The sequence below is a fragment of the Paenibacillus xylaniclasticus genome, assembly GCF_004001065.1.
GTDB classification, from domain to species: Bacteria; Bacillota; Bacilli; order Paenibacillales; family Paenibacillaceae; genus Paenibacillus_T; species Paenibacillus_T xylaniclasticus.
On the sequence record NZ_BIML01000001.1, the window covers coordinates 188,024 to 205,150 of the forward strand.

25 protein-coding genes are annotated in these 17,127 nt (G+C 36.8%); all 25 read right to left on the reverse strand.

The genetic code is table 11. The features are described from left to right. Nucleotides 1–83: 83 nt before the first annotated feature. A complete protein-coding gene (locus PXY01_RS00865; protein WP_127566314.1) occupies nt 84–293 on the reverse strand; it encodes a hypothetical protein in 210 nt (69 codons plus the stop codon). Between the two features lie 16 nt (nt 294–309). After that, a complete protein-coding gene (locus PXY01_RS00870) occupies nt 310–639 on the reverse strand; it encodes a hypothetical protein (RefSeq protein WP_127566316.1) in 330 nt (109 codons plus the stop codon). Nucleotides 640–865: 226 nt separating this feature from the next. Next, nucleotides 866–1,108 carry a hypothetical protein gene (locus tag PXY01_RS00875; protein WP_127566317.1) on the reverse strand — a complete coding sequence of 81 codons (243 nt, stop codon included), beginning with the start codon at nt 1,106–1,108 and terminating at the stop codon, nt 866–868. Between the two features lie 150 nt (nt 1,109–1,258). After that, a complete protein-coding gene (locus PXY01_RS00880; protein WP_127566319.1) occupies nt 1,259–1,573 on the reverse strand; it encodes a hypothetical protein in 315 nt (104 codons plus the stop codon). A gap of 983 nt (nt 1,574–2,556) precedes the next feature. Then, a complete protein-coding gene (locus PXY01_RS00885) occupies nt 2,557–2,775 on the reverse strand; it encodes a hypothetical protein (protein WP_127566321.1) in 219 nt (72 codons plus the stop codon). Then, on the reverse strand, nt 2,772–3,221 hold the full coding sequence (locus tag PXY01_RS23215) for a CPBP family intramembrane glutamic endopeptidase (RefSeq protein ID WP_373864262.1): 450 nt from the start codon (nt 3,219–3,221) through the stop codon (nt 2,772–2,774). Before PXY01_RS23215 ends, PXY01_RS00885 begins: the two co-directional genes overlap by 4 nt. 560 nt (nt 3,222–3,781) lie before the next feature. Continuing rightward, a complete protein-coding gene (locus PXY01_RS00895; protein WP_246027763.1) occupies nt 3,782–4,282 on the reverse strand; it encodes a dihydrofolate reductase in 501 nt (166 codons plus the stop codon). Between the two features lie 5 nt (nt 4,283–4,287). Next, nucleotides 4,288–5,121: a thymidylate synthase gene (thyA, locus tag PXY01_RS00900; protein ID WP_127566325.1), complete on the reverse strand. Its 834-nt coding sequence runs from the start codon at nt 5,119–5,121 to the stop codon at nt 4,288–4,290. Nucleotides 5,122–5,314: 193 nt separating this feature from the next. Then, a complete protein-coding gene (locus PXY01_RS00905; protein WP_127566327.1) occupies nt 5,315–5,818 on the reverse strand; it encodes a pyrophosphohydrolase domain-containing protein in 504 nt (167 codons plus the stop codon). A gap of 90 nt (nt 5,819–5,908) precedes the next feature. Then, the gene (locus PXY01_RS00910; RefSeq protein WP_127566329.1) at nt 5,909–7,579 is read right to left on the reverse strand and encodes a ribonucleoside-diphosphate reductase subunit alpha; all 1,671 of its coding nucleotides are present in this window, start codon (nt 7,577–7,579) and stop codon (nt 5,909–5,911) included. Between the two features lie 27 nt (nt 7,580–7,606). Then, complete coding sequence (locus PXY01_RS00915) at nt 7,607–8,866, reverse strand: ribonucleotide-diphosphate reductase subunit beta (RefSeq protein WP_127566331.1); 1,260 nt, start codon at nt 8,864–8,866, stop codon at nt 7,607–7,609. A 42-nt stretch (nt 8,867–8,908) separates the two neighbouring features. After that, on the reverse strand, nt 8,909–9,301 hold the full coding sequence (locus PXY01_RS00920) for a hypothetical protein (protein ID WP_127566333.1): 393 nt from the start codon (nt 9,299–9,301) through the stop codon (nt 8,909–8,911). A gap of 109 nt (nt 9,302–9,410) precedes the next feature. Beyond that, entirely contained in the window at nt 9,411–9,875 is a 465-nt protein-coding gene (locus PXY01_RS00925) for a hypothetical protein (protein WP_127566334.1), read from the reverse strand. Between the two features lie 12 nt (nt 9,876–9,887). Next, nucleotides 9,888–10,121 carry a hypothetical protein gene (locus PXY01_RS00930; RefSeq protein WP_127566336.1) on the reverse strand — a complete coding sequence of 78 codons (234 nt, stop codon included), beginning with the start codon at nt 10,119–10,121 and terminating at the stop codon, nt 9,888–9,890. Nucleotides 10,122–10,314: 193 nt separating this feature from the next. Next, the gene (locus PXY01_RS00935; protein WP_127566338.1) at nt 10,315–10,551 is read right to left on the reverse strand and encodes a hypothetical protein; all 237 of its coding nucleotides are present in this window, start codon (nt 10,549–10,551) and stop codon (nt 10,315–10,317) included. After that, complete coding sequence (locus tag PXY01_RS22175; protein ID WP_164744258.1) at nt 10,530–10,679, reverse strand: hypothetical protein; 150 nt, start codon at nt 10,677–10,679, stop codon at nt 10,530–10,532. Before PXY01_RS22175 ends, PXY01_RS00935 begins: the two co-directional genes overlap by 22 nt. Before the next feature lie 346 nt (nt 10,680–11,025). Further along, the gene (locus PXY01_RS00940; RefSeq protein WP_127566340.1) at nt 11,026–11,250 is read right to left on the reverse strand and encodes a hypothetical protein; all 225 of its coding nucleotides are present in this window, start codon (nt 11,248–11,250) and stop codon (nt 11,026–11,028) included. Then, on the reverse strand, nt 11,240–11,695 hold the full coding sequence (locus PXY01_RS00945; protein ID WP_127566342.1) for a hypothetical protein: 456 nt from the start codon (nt 11,693–11,695) through the stop codon (nt 11,240–11,242). Before PXY01_RS00945 ends, PXY01_RS00940 begins: the two co-directional genes overlap by 11 nt. A gap of 102 nt (nt 11,696–11,797) precedes the next feature. Then, entirely contained in the window at nt 11,798–12,013 is a 216-nt protein-coding gene (locus PXY01_RS00950; protein ID WP_127566344.1) for a hypothetical protein, read from the reverse strand. Between the two features lie 41 nt (nt 12,014–12,054). After that, nucleotides 12,055–13,743 (reverse strand): single-stranded-DNA-specific exonuclease RecJ, encoded by a 1,689-nt coding sequence (locus PXY01_RS00955; protein ID WP_127566346.1) that lies wholly within the window; start codon nt 13,741–13,743, stop codon nt 12,055–12,057. Nucleotides 13,744–13,814: 71 nt separating this feature from the next. Beyond that, the gene (locus PXY01_RS00960; protein WP_127566348.1) at nt 13,815–14,237 is read right to left on the reverse strand and encodes a hypothetical protein; all 423 of its coding nucleotides are present in this window, start codon (nt 14,235–14,237) and stop codon (nt 13,815–13,817) included. 427 nt (nt 14,238–14,664) lie between these two features. Beyond that, nucleotides 14,665–14,859 (reverse strand): hypothetical protein, encoded by a 195-nt coding sequence (locus PXY01_RS00965; RefSeq protein ID WP_127566350.1) that lies wholly within the window; start codon nt 14,857–14,859, stop codon nt 14,665–14,667. A gap of 70 nt (nt 14,860–14,929) precedes the next feature. Continuing rightward, nucleotides 14,930–16,156 carry a nicotinate phosphoribosyltransferase gene (locus tag PXY01_RS00970; protein WP_246027750.1) on the reverse strand — a complete coding sequence of 409 codons (1,227 nt, stop codon included), beginning with the start codon at nt 16,154–16,156 and terminating at the stop codon, nt 14,930–14,932. A gap of 8 nt (nt 16,157–16,164) precedes the next feature. Next, nucleotides 16,165–16,341 carry a hypothetical protein gene (locus tag PXY01_RS22180; RefSeq protein ID WP_164744259.1) on the reverse strand — a complete coding sequence of 59 codons (177 nt, stop codon included), beginning with the start codon at nt 16,339–16,341 and terminating at the stop codon, nt 16,165–16,167. 3 nt (nt 16,342–16,344) lie between these two features. After that, nucleotides 16,345–17,010, reverse strand: a complete 666-nt coding sequence (locus PXY01_RS00975) for a macro domain-containing protein (protein ID WP_246027751.1) — start codon at nt 17,008–17,010, stop codon at nt 16,345–16,347. Nucleotides 17,011–17,127 lie beyond the last annotated feature (117 nt).

Here is a 17,127-nt window from a genome sequence, read left to right on the forward strand (position 1 = left end):
CATCAGGTCTTTACCTACGCGAACAATCGTTGCCGTCTCGCCATATATAGTATGGATTGTATCTCCATTCTTGTATTTCACTCTTATTCACCGTCCCTTGGCAAATTAATAACCGCATAATGGGTAACTCCGTTTATCCTGTAGCCACCTTGTCCGTACCAACGGTATACACCGTCTTGCGCATCTAACTCGTAGATGGCTGTTCTGGCAAACTTGCCGTTAGTCACTAGACACGGGACATTGCGTGGCGGCTGCATATCAAGCGTTTCTCCGTATCGCCTCCATACGATCACTCTTGCTCACCGTCCTTTACTCCAAAGTTCCTTCATTCTCCCACTCTGAATAACAATGATCGCAAAGTTGGTCATTAACGGCGTTCCTAGTCTGACAATCAACGCATATTTGCGGCTCTTCTTTCCCATCCTTTATGCGTTGTGCCCAAGCGATTACTGACAATACCGACGGGTAATCCGATCCCATTTCCTTCAATTTCGTTTCCAGCACCTCATACGCCCTGTTGAGTCGTTCATACTGCTCTTTGCGCTGGCGTATATCATCGATAAGGTCGATAATCATCTGTTTAACCCATCCGTCCGTCATACTTAGAAGTCGTTCAGCTTTCTTTTCTGGTGCGTCCATCTTCTTTATCCTCCCTACGGGGAAGGGTTACTTCCCTGTGTTTATTGCTCTTTCGGATAAAACTCATCACAAGCACTTTCATTTGCCTGACAATATTCAGATACTCCATCAATCCATGCGTACCTATCACACTTTCCGTCATTCCAAGAAACGCACTCGCAACAAGTTAATGGCTCCTCTTTCATCGTTCATCTCCCCCATGTTCCTCAATATTCACGAATGTTCATTATTCTTTTGGATAAATCCGTTCTGGTTCGATATCAAAACACTCACAAATATCGTTTAGTTCTAGGCCGATTGTGCCACCCATTAGCAAATGGACTTCCATGCCACCTTCGCTAAGATAATCGTCACCGAGCAGTTTAGCAAAATCCGTTATGTCGTAAGGGCTAAGCCACATAATCAGTTTTTCGCCGCGCCAATCCATTTCTTTGTCTTCACAAAACCTGTAAAGGTCAAGTTCGTTCATGGCAACCTCCAAGTTCTTCAATATTCATTGAATTACTTAACGATCAAACCTTTTCTGTCGCGATCTATTAATAACGGGTATCCGGATTTTGTGGTGGAAATCACCACTTTGATTTCCAGTTTTCATTGCGCATTATCGTCGTATTGTGCATTAAACTACTTCACCACAAATACAACATTCTGTGTGTGATGGTTCTTTTACATAATCTTCACCAGCTATCGTTGTCCAAACGATATCAGTGATAGGGTGTTTGCATTTGCCGTCACTTATGAACGCTAAAAATCTATGTCTACTTTGTTCTGCTTTGTATTTACACTTAGGACAAATCAAATATTCAAAAGCGAATATTTCACCAAATTCTTTGATTACTCTTCTGTCAATGTGATAAGTTTCACCTTTCGAAAAAGCTTTATTGCAACATGAACATGTGCGTTTTAATTTGCGTGAAGCAACTTTCTTTTTCATATTCTCACTTCCCCCTTACTGCACAATATGTTTCTACTATTCACTTACCATTTACTTGCAATAATGTATTCGGTCAAGTGGCTATTCCACCAAAAAAACCGAAGAGCCTTAATAACTCGTGTAAATGTAATCGGCACAGCCATTTTCCCAAATACTTGATATGTGTTTTCATGCCGCATTTCTCGCATAACCTATCATTGTTCATCCATACTCCCCTATTCATTTTGTTTTCACTATTTTATTATTTTGGGAATTCGGATTTTATGGTGGAAACAGATGATTCAGTTTCCAGTTGATTGCTACACATTTTCGTCGTGATGCGTAACTATTTCTCTTTCCTCTTTGGCTCTGTTAACGGTAAGCACTTGTCACAAACATCATCATATTTACTGTCTTTTGTGCTGTTTTCCCAACATATAGTACAGATTCCTTTAACTCTAATTGGCTCTTTCACCTACTCACCTTCTGTCGATTAGTGGGTCTACTATTCACTTATCCTTGTATCCAATTCTTGAAATAATGGATTACGGCAATCGGTCATTCCACCATAAAATCCGAAGAGCCATTATTTTTAATATCCTAAAATTATTCTTTCATCATCTCAAATGACCATCATATCGTATGTATTATCAGGTAATGCATAATAAATTGCCTTTAGTTTGAATTGCTTCAGATACTTCTGACAGTATTCACAAGGCTTAGAATAAAGAATATTGCCGCCTCGACTCAAGCCACTTGTGTATAGCACACCTCCGCTAATTATTTCTGGATCTAGTCGATGTAGAACATCAAGTTCACTGTGCCAACCCTTCAAGTTGTATCCTCGATATCCTAAGCAGCCCATCCTATTTCTGTTTAAACCTATTGAGATTAATCTTCCCCCTTTCACTAAGACAGAACAATGGCTACATCTTAGTGATACATCGTTTTTTAGTGCTTGCTTTAAACAGTAATTGATCCATCTTCTGTGTCTAGTCCCATGATTACTCACCTACAATCCCCTCAATCATTACTCGTTTATCGTCCCTGTGTCGTATTTTGCATCGACCAGTTGAAAGCATTTCGGTTAAGACTTCTTCGGTAAACTTATATGTATGATTTTTAATATTATACTTTTCACCAAACATCGGACTGATCGTTACTGTCATTCCATCCTTAAAACACTTTGATAAGAATGCCTCTGTTGCATTTGATTTGCTCATAACCCACTCCATGCGATTTGAATTGATTGTGCTAGAATAACTAAAAAGTTGTAAACCATATGTGATATTATCGTAATATATAATTTTTTCGTTTTATGATAGAAGTAACAGAAAACCATTCCCGCTGCAAAGTAACCGAGAAAGCCATATATGCTCATGTGTCCTGCTGCAAATAATAATGAGCTAATAGTAGCTGCTAAGACTGAAAAGTTCTCCATATTGCCTTGTAGGGTTCCGAAAATAATTCTTCGGAACAGATATTCCTCGATGCACGGCGCGAACCACACTGTTGTCAATGAAACGAATGGAATGAAATCTGATTGAATAATCGATGCTTCTGGTTTGCCAAGTAACAATATAGTCACTAAGTTAAGAACACCTTGGGATATTGAGGCATAGAATAGCACTTTGCTTAAGGTTTCATACGTATGCTCATCATTTAACACTTTATTTAAGTCGAATTGTTTGAGTTCATCTTTGTTAAGGTAAGCGATGATGAGTATAAAAACTAATGGAGCGATAATAACTGTGAAATTCGATGGATAAGTTAGAGCTAATAGATTAGTGATGATGTATGACGAAACAATAAATAAATATTTTATATTAATAATTGCTCACCTACACTATACAGGCCATTGCTTTAGCAATTTTCCTTTTGTCGTCTTGTAATTTCTTCAACTCATTTTCTAGTTCAGTTATGTATTCATCAATTGCAATCAACCTTGATTCACATGCGTGTTTTACTGATTTGGATTTAGTTTTATATATTTTATATCTTAATTCTGCCTTTTCAATTGCACATTCTAACCTGATTGAATGTAGTTTTGATTCAAGGGTCTCTTTTCGAATCGCTGACTCATTCTAAGTTTTGCATGAGAACTAAGCTTAATCTTACTAAGATCAATATACGGCGCTTCCAATGTATTTACCTCCTTCTATAATAAAAATGGGATTACCTTAATCTTCTAGGTAATCCCATAATAGCATTTGCATATTATTCTGTCAATTAGATTTTTTGTTTTATTATCCGATCATAGATTTTGAACCTAAGCATATGTTCATTCTCCATCATAGACATATCATACACTGCGCTATACTGATTGGCGTTATACATGGGGAAATAAGCATCCCCTTCAAATTCTGATTCAATATGCGTGATATAAAGACGGTCTGCGTAAGGCAGAAATTGATTATAGACTTCAGATCCGCCAATTATAAACGTTTCTCTGTCTTCAAGCACCCATTCATTTAATACTTCATCGACAGAATGAGCAACATGATATATTTGCTTATCATGTTCAACAGCCTTTAAAGTGCTAGAGGTCAAAATTACGTTTGTACGATTTGGCAAGGGCTTCCCGATTGATTCAAATGTTTTTCTTCCCATAACAACAATCTTATTGGTTGTATGCTGCTTAAACCATTTGAGGTCTGATTTGAAAGTTGTTCCCCAGGGCATCGATCCTTCAAATCCGATTGCTCGGTTTAGATCATGAGCGACGATCATCGATATCAAATAGCCACTTCCATTTCAATTTTAGGATGATGCTTGTAGTTAATGAGTTTAAAATCTTCAATTGTGAAATCATCAAAATTCTTAATATCTGGATTAATCCATAAAGTAGGTGCTTTGTAAGGAGTTAATTTAATCTGTGTTTTCAACGGTTCAATATGGCGTTCATAAATATGTGCGTCATTAATATTAAATGTAAGTGTGCCTATATCAATACCTGTCACCTGACTTACCATTCGTTGTAATACATAATATTGAAATACATTAAAGGGGTTACCGAGCGCGATGTCATTTGATCTGATACCAACGATCAGATGTAACTTTCCTGCTTTAACTAGCCATTGGTTATGCCAAACACAAGGATACAAGGATACATCGTGTAAATCATCAATGTTCCATAATGAAATTACATGTCTACGCGACGCAGGGCTGTGTTTCAATTCGTGTATCAGATTATGAACTTGATTGGTTACGCCTTGTGTTCTTAATATCTGTTTCCCCAATTGATAACCGTATGTTTTTCCAATGGAGTTATCGGATCTTGTCCACTCTTCCCATATCTTCACATTATTCTTGCGTAGATACGACACATCGCTTGTACGCTTCACGTAAAACCAAAGCAGCTCATGAATAGCCGACTTCCATGCAACATACTTAGTCGTTAAAATTGGAACCTCTTTATTATCAAGAATTATTTGCTTCGAGATTAATGATTTTGTATATGCTGGAGTTTCGTCCTTCCATTTAGTTCGTATTTGCTGGTCTTTATCCCAAATGCCGTGTACAATGATTTCCGATACTAAATCATTGTAAATAAGATCGTATTGACTCAAGTATATAATCACCTTTATTTCTTATTCGTAATATTGTACTATTTAGATATATACGTAAATAGGAGGTTACTTTCATACCTAATATGTACAGCAAACAATTTGTCGAAGCATTCAGACCAAAAGGAAGTAAAAATAAGCCTAAAGAAGAACAGGCAGAAATTTGATACTAAAGAGAGGGATTATCCCTCTCTTTTTACTTATTTATTTCAATCTGACGCTGAATCTCTAATTTTAATTTAGGCTCTGGTGCATATTCTAATTCCCACATTGGAGGTTTTATAAATTTACCGTATTCATTGTACCGAGGCTTATTGTCGTGCCACAATTTCCCCATATTAGCTCTATGCACAATATTAAAAGGCTCAGTTGGATCGACACTAATAAGAGTAAAATTCCCTTCATTAAAGTATTTTATATCAATCAGCGCATCTACTTGTGCAGCTAACACATCTTCTGGAATCGACTTATGAAATAGTTTCTCAAAAGAGATTGTCATCCGCTTTAATAACTCGAAATAATTTTTACGGAAATCATCTTGCTCTTTTGAAGTAGCATGAATAAGTTCGATCATTTCTTCTGCAAGGAATCCCATGCGATTCAAAACCATATCAATTCCCATAGGCGTTGGAGAATCTGGCATCTCATGACCAAATGCATTATGGAATTCTTTTACTTGTTCGTAATTTGATTTCTCCATTAGGACGATAAAAACCTCCTTTTATAAGGTGAACCTCATACTTACTTTTGAAATTCTAAACATAATAAGTATGAGGCAAATATTTTACCTTTAAGCCTCACATGAGGAGCATAATTTTTCTTTACTAAATTGTTGTGCTGCGTTTGTTCCATGCTGATAATACAAACTCTTAACACCATTCTCCCAAGCAAACAAGTACAATTCATTAATTTGCTTTGCTGGAGTTTCTGGGTTAATCATAAGGTTAAGAGATTGACTCTGGTCAATGAAAAATTGACGTGTAGCAGCTTGATCTAAGACAACAAATTGATCAATCTCGCTAAATGTCTTAAATACTTCTTTTTCGTGGTCAGTTAAGAAATCAAGATGTTGTACAGAGCCATCGTTTTTACGAATACTATCCCATACTTCTTTTGTGTCTTTACCATAAGACTGCAAAACATTTTTAAGATGAGGATTTTGGACAGTTACTTTAATCTTTGCAAAATCTTTTACATAGCAATTTGAAAAGAATGGCTCGATACTTTGCGATACTTGCCCTAGGATAAATGCCGAAGAAGTTGTTGGAGCAATCGCAGTCAATGTAGTATTACGACGACCATACCCATTTAAGATTTCAGGTTCTCCATAAAGTTTTGCCAATTCTTCAGAAGCTTTGTATGCGCGATTTTTAATGAAATTAAAAATTTGCGCGTTTAGTTTATTTGCTTCTAGGCTTTCAAATGGAATCATCTTAGATTGAAGATATGAGTGCCAACCAAGTACGCCAAGTCCCAATGCGCGATTTGCTTTCGCGAAATTATAAGCACGTTCCATGAAGTTAAATGATAGTTGCTTATCCTTATCTTTTGAATCTCGCATTTCTTCAAGTTTTGTAATGAATTCAGTCATAACAGAATCTAAAAAATATATCATTGTCTCAACTGCATCTGTATTTTTCCATTCGTCATAATGGAGCAAGTTCATAGATGAAAGGTTGCAAACAAATGACCACTTATCATTATTAGGTAAGCAAATTTCGACACACATGTTAGAGTGATTAATTTTCAATCCTTTATCTTTATAAACATCAACAGTGTTTTTATTAACTGTATCGATAAAGATTATGTATGGATAGCCAACATCAACTCGACGTTGAATTAGTTTAGCCCACAATTGGCGTTTTTTTGTGTCACCATTGATCATTTCTTTCATCCATTTATCTGTAACAGTTACTCCGTGTGTTAATTTCTGAATTGGGAACCCCTCAGTTCCGATCTGTAAAAATTCTTCAATGTCGGGATGCTCAATAGGCAAATATGGTGAGAAATGACCTCTGCGCGTGCTACCTTGTGAAACGACATCCATAGCCGACTCAAACAGTTTCATAAAATGTACAGAGCCAGATGATTGTCCATTGTTAGTAATTAACTCTCCACGATGACGTAATTCTCCAAAATACCCAGAAGTACCACCGCCAAATTTGCTCATCATCCCAACTTCAGACAGCGTATATAAAATGCTTCCCATATCGTCAGATACGTGCGATCCAAAACAACTGATCGGCAACCCTTTATTAGTTCCAAAATTGGCCCAAACCGGAGTAGATAAGGAGTAATAGCCCTTCTCCATATATCCATAAAACTTGTCGGCAAATCCTTTAATTTTTAAGATTTTTTCTGCGTTTTCGGCAATATCTCGAATACGCTGTTCTGGGGTAATTCCTTCGGTCAAATATCCTCGTGATAAAAATGTTCTACTATGTTCATTTAGCCATTTCATATAATAACTTTGCCCTCCAGTATATTATTAAAACAGGTCATCTGCTGTGATACTTTTCATTCGCTTGCTGTAATTTACTGAACGCTTTGCAAACAAATCTACATGTTTTGTTGTAAAAAGTTCATCCTCAAACCAACTAGTTTCTTCAATTATTCTCTTATTGACTTTAAATAGAGGATTATAGCCAATACTTTGAAGTGAATTATTCAATCTATTCTTAACAAATTCCTTAACTGTTGCCTTTGGTAGAAATTCCAAATCCCCAGACTCATAAATCCAATCGATAACATTTTCTTCGGATTTATAAGCCTCAGTGCAGGCTTTAATAACATGATTTTCAAATTTCTCATCAAACCATTCAGGATGTTCATTACGAATGATATTAATTAGTTCGATTCCAAAAAGCCCATGAATTTGTTCCTCTTTCGACGTTGCTTCAATTACATTAGACATGCCTTTAAAGATATTTTTATATTTATTAAATGCCATAATAATTAAAAATTGTGAGAATAAAGAAACATGCTCAGTAAATAACGAGAACAAAAGAATTGATAATGCGTAATCTTTATTATCTCCTGTGCGTGATAATGTTGCACTTTTCGTCAGATAATTAATACGTTGATATAAGGCAGGGATGCTTTCAATCTTCTCAAATTCTTCATTCAGTCCTAAGATTTCGAGTAAATGAGAATAGGCGTCGTGATGTCGCACCTCACTTTCAGCAAACGTATAGCCGACAGAACCTACTTCTGGTTTTGGGAGCCGACGGTACAAATCGCCCCAAAAAGATTTGACCGCAACCTCAACTTGTGCAATAGCGAGCATTGCATTTTTAATTATGGTTCTCTCTGCCTCAGAAACATTAATCTTAAAATCTTGGATGTCTGATGTATAATTGAACTCAGTATGTAGCCAATACGAATGTTGAATAGCTTCTTTAAATTTGATTAGTTCTGGATATTCATAAGGCTTTAAATTTAAACGATGTTTGAAAATATCAGGTTTTCTTGCTTGATTTCGTTTTTCACGGTAGATAATATATGCTTTTGCTGTAGTCTTATATTTTGATCTTAGCAGAGCCGTTTCTACTAAATCTTGCACAATCTCAACAGTTAGTTGATCATAATCACTGTTTTCTATTAATTCCAAAACATCTTGAGTCAGCCTCTCTGCTTCGGTAACGTCAAATTCACCTGTTTGAGTCCCTGCTTTCTCAATAGCGTTCGTAATTTTCTCCACATTAAATTCAACTATCGTTCCATTTCGCTTTGTAATTAAGTTTGGCAAGCCTATTTTCTCTTCCCTTCTAATGTTTTCTTTTTGGGAAACTTACACTAACCTACCTCTATATGCATCATTTTGAGGTAGTCGTTTTTGGTGCCGCATCCTTTCAAAGTCTGAAGTTAACATACTTCTAACGTTTGTTAACTTATCTAGAGAAATGAGCATATCACGATACATTCTCGTGTCGGCATTATCGATTGTCTTTTCCATCCCTCTTGAAATCAACACAATCTCATCGGTTAGTTTGACATGTACAGTATTAAAGAAGTTTCCTGCATCTGATTCGCTGTTAATTAAGTGTTTTCTGTGCATTCCTGATAGAATTAATAATGAATCAGATAACGTCTTATAATTAGACATGTCACCTTCCTGCCTAAAGAAACTCATCTTACTTATGACAACCAAAATATCGCTTCTTACTTTTGCTAAAATATCCATACGATCAATCCTCCTTGATGATAGGTCATCACCCATTAAAAACATAATTTCATGATCTTTTCATATCAACATATAGTATATTATCAATCTTCAAATTCTATATGTTGTATCATTGGATGTGTATTTTTATTACATCTCCGTCGTTATTAAAAGGCTCAATTCTAAATAGTATATCATATTCAGCAACTTCAACATTACTCTGTGTCAATTCGATATCATGACGGATCGTTGCATTTGGAACTTCAAACATAAATTCTACATCTTTATTCGTATGTTCCTCGCGGTAATAACCTTTACCAATCAATCTGCATTTTTTATTATTTTTGCGACCTAGAGTAATAGTCGTTGAATATTTAGGGCTTCCAGTCATACGCTCATAATCACTCAACTTATTATCTTCGACTTTACCAATAAACTTGAGCAGATTGGTATCCAGCAGTGCATCTTTAACCAGTACGAACGGATGGTTGGTAAGGTGAATCCCACTATTTTTTAGTGAATTTAAATTGGTAATCAATTTCCCATCCTCGTCAAAAACCATCACTTCTAATACTTCACGCTGACCATATTTCATACGATCACCCTCCTATTCTTCTTCAACTTGGGTTGGTTCAACTTTCGTGAACGTCAACTCATATGTATCGCCAGTCTTATAAAGCGCTGCTTCCTCTGGAGACACATTGCTCCACGAGATTCGAGTATTTGTCCTATTATTCTTCTCGTCCAACTTCACAAGGTTGATAATAGCGATAACCCCATCGCCATTTCCTGTGCCAGTGAGTAACGATTCATTTTTACCTTCGATTTGATATTTTGTCATGTTTACACTCCTTTATTTTTAATGTGGTGCTTAATGTTTTCAATAAATTTTTCGGCGTGGAATGCATTTGATTTCTTTTTATTAATCGCATATTTTATATTGATTGAAATGTCGACAATGAAACAAATTATTCCTGCTACTAAAAATGAATACACTAGAAATTCAAACACTTATGTCTCACCCCCCCCTCTCATTATTTAGATCGCACAAAGCCAGTAATAACAGTAACACCATAATCGATTAATTCTTGAGGATTTACATATTTATCGATTACAGCCATACTTCCATTTTTATCTCTAAAATAATAATCTTTATAAATGTTTTGATAGTCGTGCTTATGTCTTAAAAACTCAACATTTTCAGCGCCACATACTGCAACATCAAAATTATATTCTTTCGCAAATTCAATCAAAGCAGTGGTTTTACCCATTCCCCAATATTCTTTTTAGTGCTCAACAGTTGTCGCTTGATAGCCGCTTGTTCCAGTTGTCTTTTAAACCTTGAAACATTGTCTCTAAATAAATCAGATACATCTACGCTTTCCATTTTTATCTTCATCTTTGAATCACCTCCTCTCCCTGCTATAGTTCGCCAATAATATTTAGAACTACTGCTCCGACAATTCCGAAAACAACAGTTACAACTACACCAATCCAAAAACTCTCCCAATGAATAGATTGAATGAATTCCATAATGTCTTCATCACCTCCTTACCTCATGAAAGAACTGTTTTAATATCTAAATACAATTACTGAATCGCTCTAATATAGCAAGCATTTCGCATTTATCATTAATGGTTACAAGGGTATTTAACTTTCGAGGTGAAAATAGTGGGATTAGCCACTAAAATTTACAACGCTCGAAAATTACGTTTTGTGTGGTCAATAAGGTTACTGGTAAACTTTCAGGGTGAAGGTTCGCCCAATACCTCACGTCTATATAGGTTGACCACAAACTGTTCTTCGACCACGCCAGCACTTATCATCGCATCTACGTCATGTTCGCCCATACCGAACCATTCCTTGGCCTTCTTGATGATCGATGCACAAGCAGGGCACTCTTCGCCTTCTGCATACATGCCGACGTAATCATCAGCCCACGATTTGCAATATCCACGGTCACATATCATGGTTTATCACCTCCAGTACGTCGGACAGAAACTGTCCTCTTTGCAGTGAAATCAGCCGTGGGAACGTCTCTTGTTCAATACCGTCAATGAAGTCATCCCACTTCGATGCAATGAACTCCACGAACGAATCCGCACTGCCACGGTTCCTGTACCTTTGCATATATTCATCCTTCAATGAGCGGTCTGGATACACCAGTGTGTAATTGATTCCTTGCTCCTCCAATGCTTCTCTTACAACGTCATGTGAAGATACGCAGATATAATCAACATTTCCGATATTTTCTTCGATGTGTTGCATGTAGTTGTTCGGAAAGTCAGGATGTCGTATACCTTCACTGATCCATGAAAATGAACTACTGTCTGAGTCAAGCACTTTGATATCTGACCTGATGCACAAAGCGGTTTTACCGACACCAGGGAAGCCTGAAATCACCTTTGTCTGCATTATTTTCACCTCGAATGTTCAAGAAAGTTTTGCATTGCTACTTTATCGATTGGTGATGGTTTCACCCTGAAAGTTCAATAGCCCATTTAAATCAACCCTTTCTTATAATTGGCCTGCGCGACGACGATAATCACGATACTTGGTTAGTGTAGAACCTTCTCGTTTGCTAAGTGGTCGAATATATTTGAATTCTAGCCCAAGACGAACCGCTTCATTTTTTGCTTTACGCATAGCTGCTGCGTGATTTTCTGGAAGGTTCACAATACGAAAACTCTTATTTGTTTTTGAATCAATTGCAATTGCATAGTATTTTGTCATTGCTAATACTCTCCTTTTATTATGTACTTTTATATTTAAATTTAATTGTTGCTGATACGATATGAATCAATAAACACCTGATTTGTCTTCACAACTTCATATCTTGGCTTATAACGTATCCATTCATTAAGGTTAAGTGTACCGACAATATCTATTTTCTGACCAACTTCAACACCTTGAATGAACTCATCATCTGCCTTAAATCTCATTGCAACAAGTTTAGGTTTTATTTTCTCGTAATCTGATTCATCTAAAAACCAAGTTTCTGACTCATCTAAGCAACCAAGTTTTATTGTATTACCACCACCTATAATATTCTTTTGGATCACAACAAGATCTTTAATCAGAAATCTAGGTTCCTCAAAATCTTCACCTGAAACTCTACCGAATTCCATCACTTGCTTAATCAATTTCTCGCTAATGTCACTTGTTTCAAGTTCCAAGTCATATAATAATGATGTTTCAAACTTCACCGATTTTAATTTTTTATTTAATTGTTCTTTAAATCTACTCAGTTCATCTTTTTTAATTGAGACACCTCCAGCGCAAGCGTGTCCTCCACTATTCGTAACAATCCTCATTCCTGAGACTAGAGATAGGAAATCGAAATTGCCATATGACCTGAAACTACCTTGATATTCATCATCCGTCTCCCCAAGAATAACAACTGGACGTTTGTAGATGTTTGCGAGGTCATTTGCAATGAGACCGTTAAATCCTTTTCCTAGACTACCGTCTACAACGACGATACACCTATCATCTTCATTAACGCGTTCTCTTAGACGCTTAACAGATTCCTTTTGAATCCTTTTGCGCTCTTCATTTAGATCAGCCATTTCCTTTGCTATGTCTAATGCTTCTACAGGATCGTCAGTAGTAAGTAATTTTAAAGGTAATTCAATCTTATCCATGCGTGTAGCAGCATTAATAAACGGTGTGATCGAGTATCCTATGTCAGTAGAGGTTAATCTTACATTTTCCTTTTTAATTACTTTTAGAATGGCTCTCAAACCTTCATTATGTACATTGTTTAAGAAATGATTAATTAAAAAACGATTCTCATATTCTAGCATACTCATTAAATCGGAATACAAACCGAACGCCGCCAAATCCACCAAATTATCAGAGTAATTTTCATGAAAGTAATCATCAAGCACTTGACAAACTTTATATGCGATTAGAGAACCAGAGGTATTTTTATTCGGATAGTTACAATCTTTCTGTTGCGGATTAACTAAAATACAATACTCATTCTTCTGTGTGATTGTATGATGATCAAGAATGATAATATCAATGCCTCGTCGTGTGATCAGTTTGCATTCTTCTCTATCATTAGAAGAAGAATCTACGATGATTAGTAATTTAGTTTCCTCTGGGATATTATCAATTCCATACTTGATACCATGCCCATCCGACCTCTGCGAGTGAAAGTATGAAACTTTATCAGTAAAGTTCAATAAGTATCGATATATGATTGCTGTCGAACTCACACCGTCTGTATCAACATCGGCGTAAATTGAAATATTTTGTTTTTGTTCAATTGCTTGAATGATCCTGTTTTTCGCTTCCTCGATATTCTTTAGTAAATACGGATTATGAAGGCTATCTTCCGAAGGGTACATAAATTCAAACACTTCTTCAATACCATTGATTGCTGCCAACTTGTCTATTACGCTAAATGTTTCGTTGTATCCAATCTTAGGCTTTTTCTTTTTCCATTCAAATTTCAATTTTCACTCTCCTCTCTTTCACTTCTCAATACTACCAAATTATCTATTTAAAAGTCAATATTTTTAAAATTTTATTTATTAAAAAGTAATACTTCAGCAAGTTCAATCGCACGTTTAACGCTAACTGCATCGGAGTATAGTATCTGAGTTTCATCTTTATCCATGTTGTCCCATAGCCATTGCTCTTCTTCATCGGTGTATTGCAACCAGCCCTGATTAAAATACCCTTTAGGTGGATGCTGGAACTTGCTTATTAGGCCATATACTTGTTCACTTGAAAAATATAGTCCGTATTGATATGTACAATTATCTCTCTCATTTTCTTCTATTTGTTGCCTTCCGCTGCTTATAAAACATATGTACTCATCTTCAGATAAGACAAATGAGAATGTCATACCATCAAAAAATTGCGAATCATATCCAAAGTCTTGATTTATGTGGAAATCATATAACTGCCCATCTACTCTTCCTGTAACGTTACATCTATTTGTCATACGTTACCTACCTCCGATTTATAGTTAGAAGCGACATTTCGTTTTCTAGTTCAGCACATTACCAGAGTTATGATAATTATTTCCTATAATTCTAATATTAATTCCTTTAGAATACGGCTTAATGATTCTTGGCACTATTCTAACTTCTTCTTAGGGATTTTCTTTGATACTCGTTTATAAGCATCATTGATCAAGCAGTCGAGTGCCTTATTTGCCGATACTGCATCTTTCATAAATGGTAGGGAGTTAGATAATGTTGCGAATCCTTCTTGATCATAGTTTGAAATATATTCAGACAACGACTTTTTAGATTGCTTAATGAAGTTTTGAGCTAGCATGAGTATAAGCGCATCTTTTTCAATCTGTTTAATATTTATCACCTCTTAAAAGAGATCATTCATTTACCTTTTAATTGAGAAAAATCCTTTTATTTATTTGCTTTTCTAATAATCGAATTTTCGTCGAGTATGAATTTATCTACTCTTTCCCCAACCCATCCTCTGATTTCGCCCACGTCAATTTTTTGAAAAACTTCATCAGGACTATGTTGAGAAAGTTTCATTAGTTTATTTCCTTCTTCATCTAGCAACCATGCTTCTTTAATTACAAATTTTTTACTCACTTCTTCACCTCTTAAAACTGTTAATTTATCGGAATATAGGGGGTCAAGAGACCCCTATATTTATAGGATTTTATTTTGGAGCGATTTTCGGATTTCGGACAGATTTTTGCTCTCTCACCAGTTTTCCATCCACAAACACGTCTTGAAGCAAGTCAAGGTACTGATATTGTTCCTGTTGCTCAATTGTCATCCCATCCATCATGATAATCTTGTCAGTATCATAAGGATCATAGGTTACGACTAGACGGCCTGTTGCTGACTTCTTGGTCTTGTTCTTGTCCGTCACAGGATCTTTCTGAATGAATCGCTCTTCGCCGTTAACGACAACGTGAACAGATTTCATCGCAAAACCAAACGTGTCGCGAGTCTGGTACTGGTACGTAAACGATCCGATACCATACACAACGTTCGTGGACGCAAACCCTTTCGCCATCAATCCTTCAGAGATGGCCTTTGCTCGTGCAAGTGTAATCGAATCACCGTAGATTGCTCCAATATGAGGATCAAGCTCTTTGAACCCTTTACCGTTCACTGAGCCGCCAAAGATGTCCCACAGCAGTTCGATAACGCCTTTGCGTTCGTTCTGATTATCTGATTCAGGATCTCCACACAGAATCTTAACTGGGTCGCCGGAATCAGGACGAATAACCACTTTTCCGTCACGGTTCAAGATGTCATCTTTCAGTTTGACGAGTGTGTCGGTAATAACCTTCCAGAGATCCCACGTATCCGAAACAATGGAGAGGATACCTGTAGGATGAACTTTGTTGATTAGTCGGTCATATGTCTCGAATTCGTTCTCTTGACCACCTGCGCACATTACCGAGTGCTCAGTAGCGTTGACAGATGTGCCGACAATCTCGTTTTCAATATTCGCCCCATAGTACCGCTCAAGGAACGGAATTGCAGGAATCGTATCAGAACCAAGGAACGAAGTAAGATGTCCTGCTCCACTCAAAGTTGCTGCATCCGTCACCATACCTCGCTGAGAGAAGTCGTGCCCTTGGAAGTTAACAAACCCCAAATCTCCACCAGTAAGTTTGGCATAGTACGTGAGAAGTTTTTTATACTCAAATGCAATTGTTGCACTTGTCGATGGAAGCCAGTTTTCCGATGACAGTAGGGTTTCAATGTAGTTCGTCACCCAGAAAAACTTGGGGTTTGTATTTTCCACTGTAGCCATGGGAACACGAAGAGGAACGAGTGTTCCTTCTTTTACGGCCTTGATACGTAGAGGTAGATATCCGAGATCGTGAAGGTCTGCAATGTGCTGCCAATCTGGATTCGGAACGAACAACGTATACTTTACGAACCGAATGTATTCTTGAGCAGCATCAACTTAATCAAATCACCGTCATTTTCGTACTTTAGAGTAATTTGATTGTGATGATATGAGATTCGAGAAATCTCATCTCCGTCGATTCGAGTTTCACCATTAGGAAACGTTTCGAAGTTGACTACATTGTCGTTAAGTAGAATCAAGTTTTAGCCTCCAATTTTGAATAGTGAGTATAGTGTCACTTCGTAATCCTCAAACACCTCTTCGATGATCTGACTAACAACTTTCCAGTCACCATTAGCTAGGCCGCAGCCAATATTGTACGGAAGCGCCACTGATAGATTATTGCGTTTCGCGATCACTTTCAATTTGTAAAGGGCTTCTTTAAGGGCGATGTAATCAGTGTATCTGTACTTGGTTCTGCCGTAATTTAGTTGACCAAACAAATGTGCAACAAACTTCCCGTTGCCGATATCGACCAAATGGCATGTCCCAAGCAAGTCATACGGTTCTTTCCCATCACAGTAGTTCATATAACCAACATAGGCAGCCTCATATGTATCCCTAATCGCCCTTGCAACACCTGACCCCATGACCGACTGACAGTTAACCTGATGACCAATGATGTTCTCAGTCGCATTCATTAAGTCACCTTCAACTATCTTAATCACCTGTCCACCTCCATATTGGAATGAAAACATTTCAACTTTCTTTTCGTCAGACAGCAATTGATCCAACTTATCTTCCATTGCTTTTAGTTTTCGTTCTTCTTCTTTTACGTTTAAGAAATCGAGTTTGGCCTTCAGGTCTGCAATCCAATCCTCAATATGATAACCACTCACAATATAACTACCGACTAATAATCCAGCCACAGTTAGTACACATATAGGGTAATTCTTTACGTTCTACTGTAAATCGGTAGAAGTGTTCATTCTGTTCTTGTTTGATAACATTAAATTCTTTTAGATTTAGCATAATCTTCACCTCGA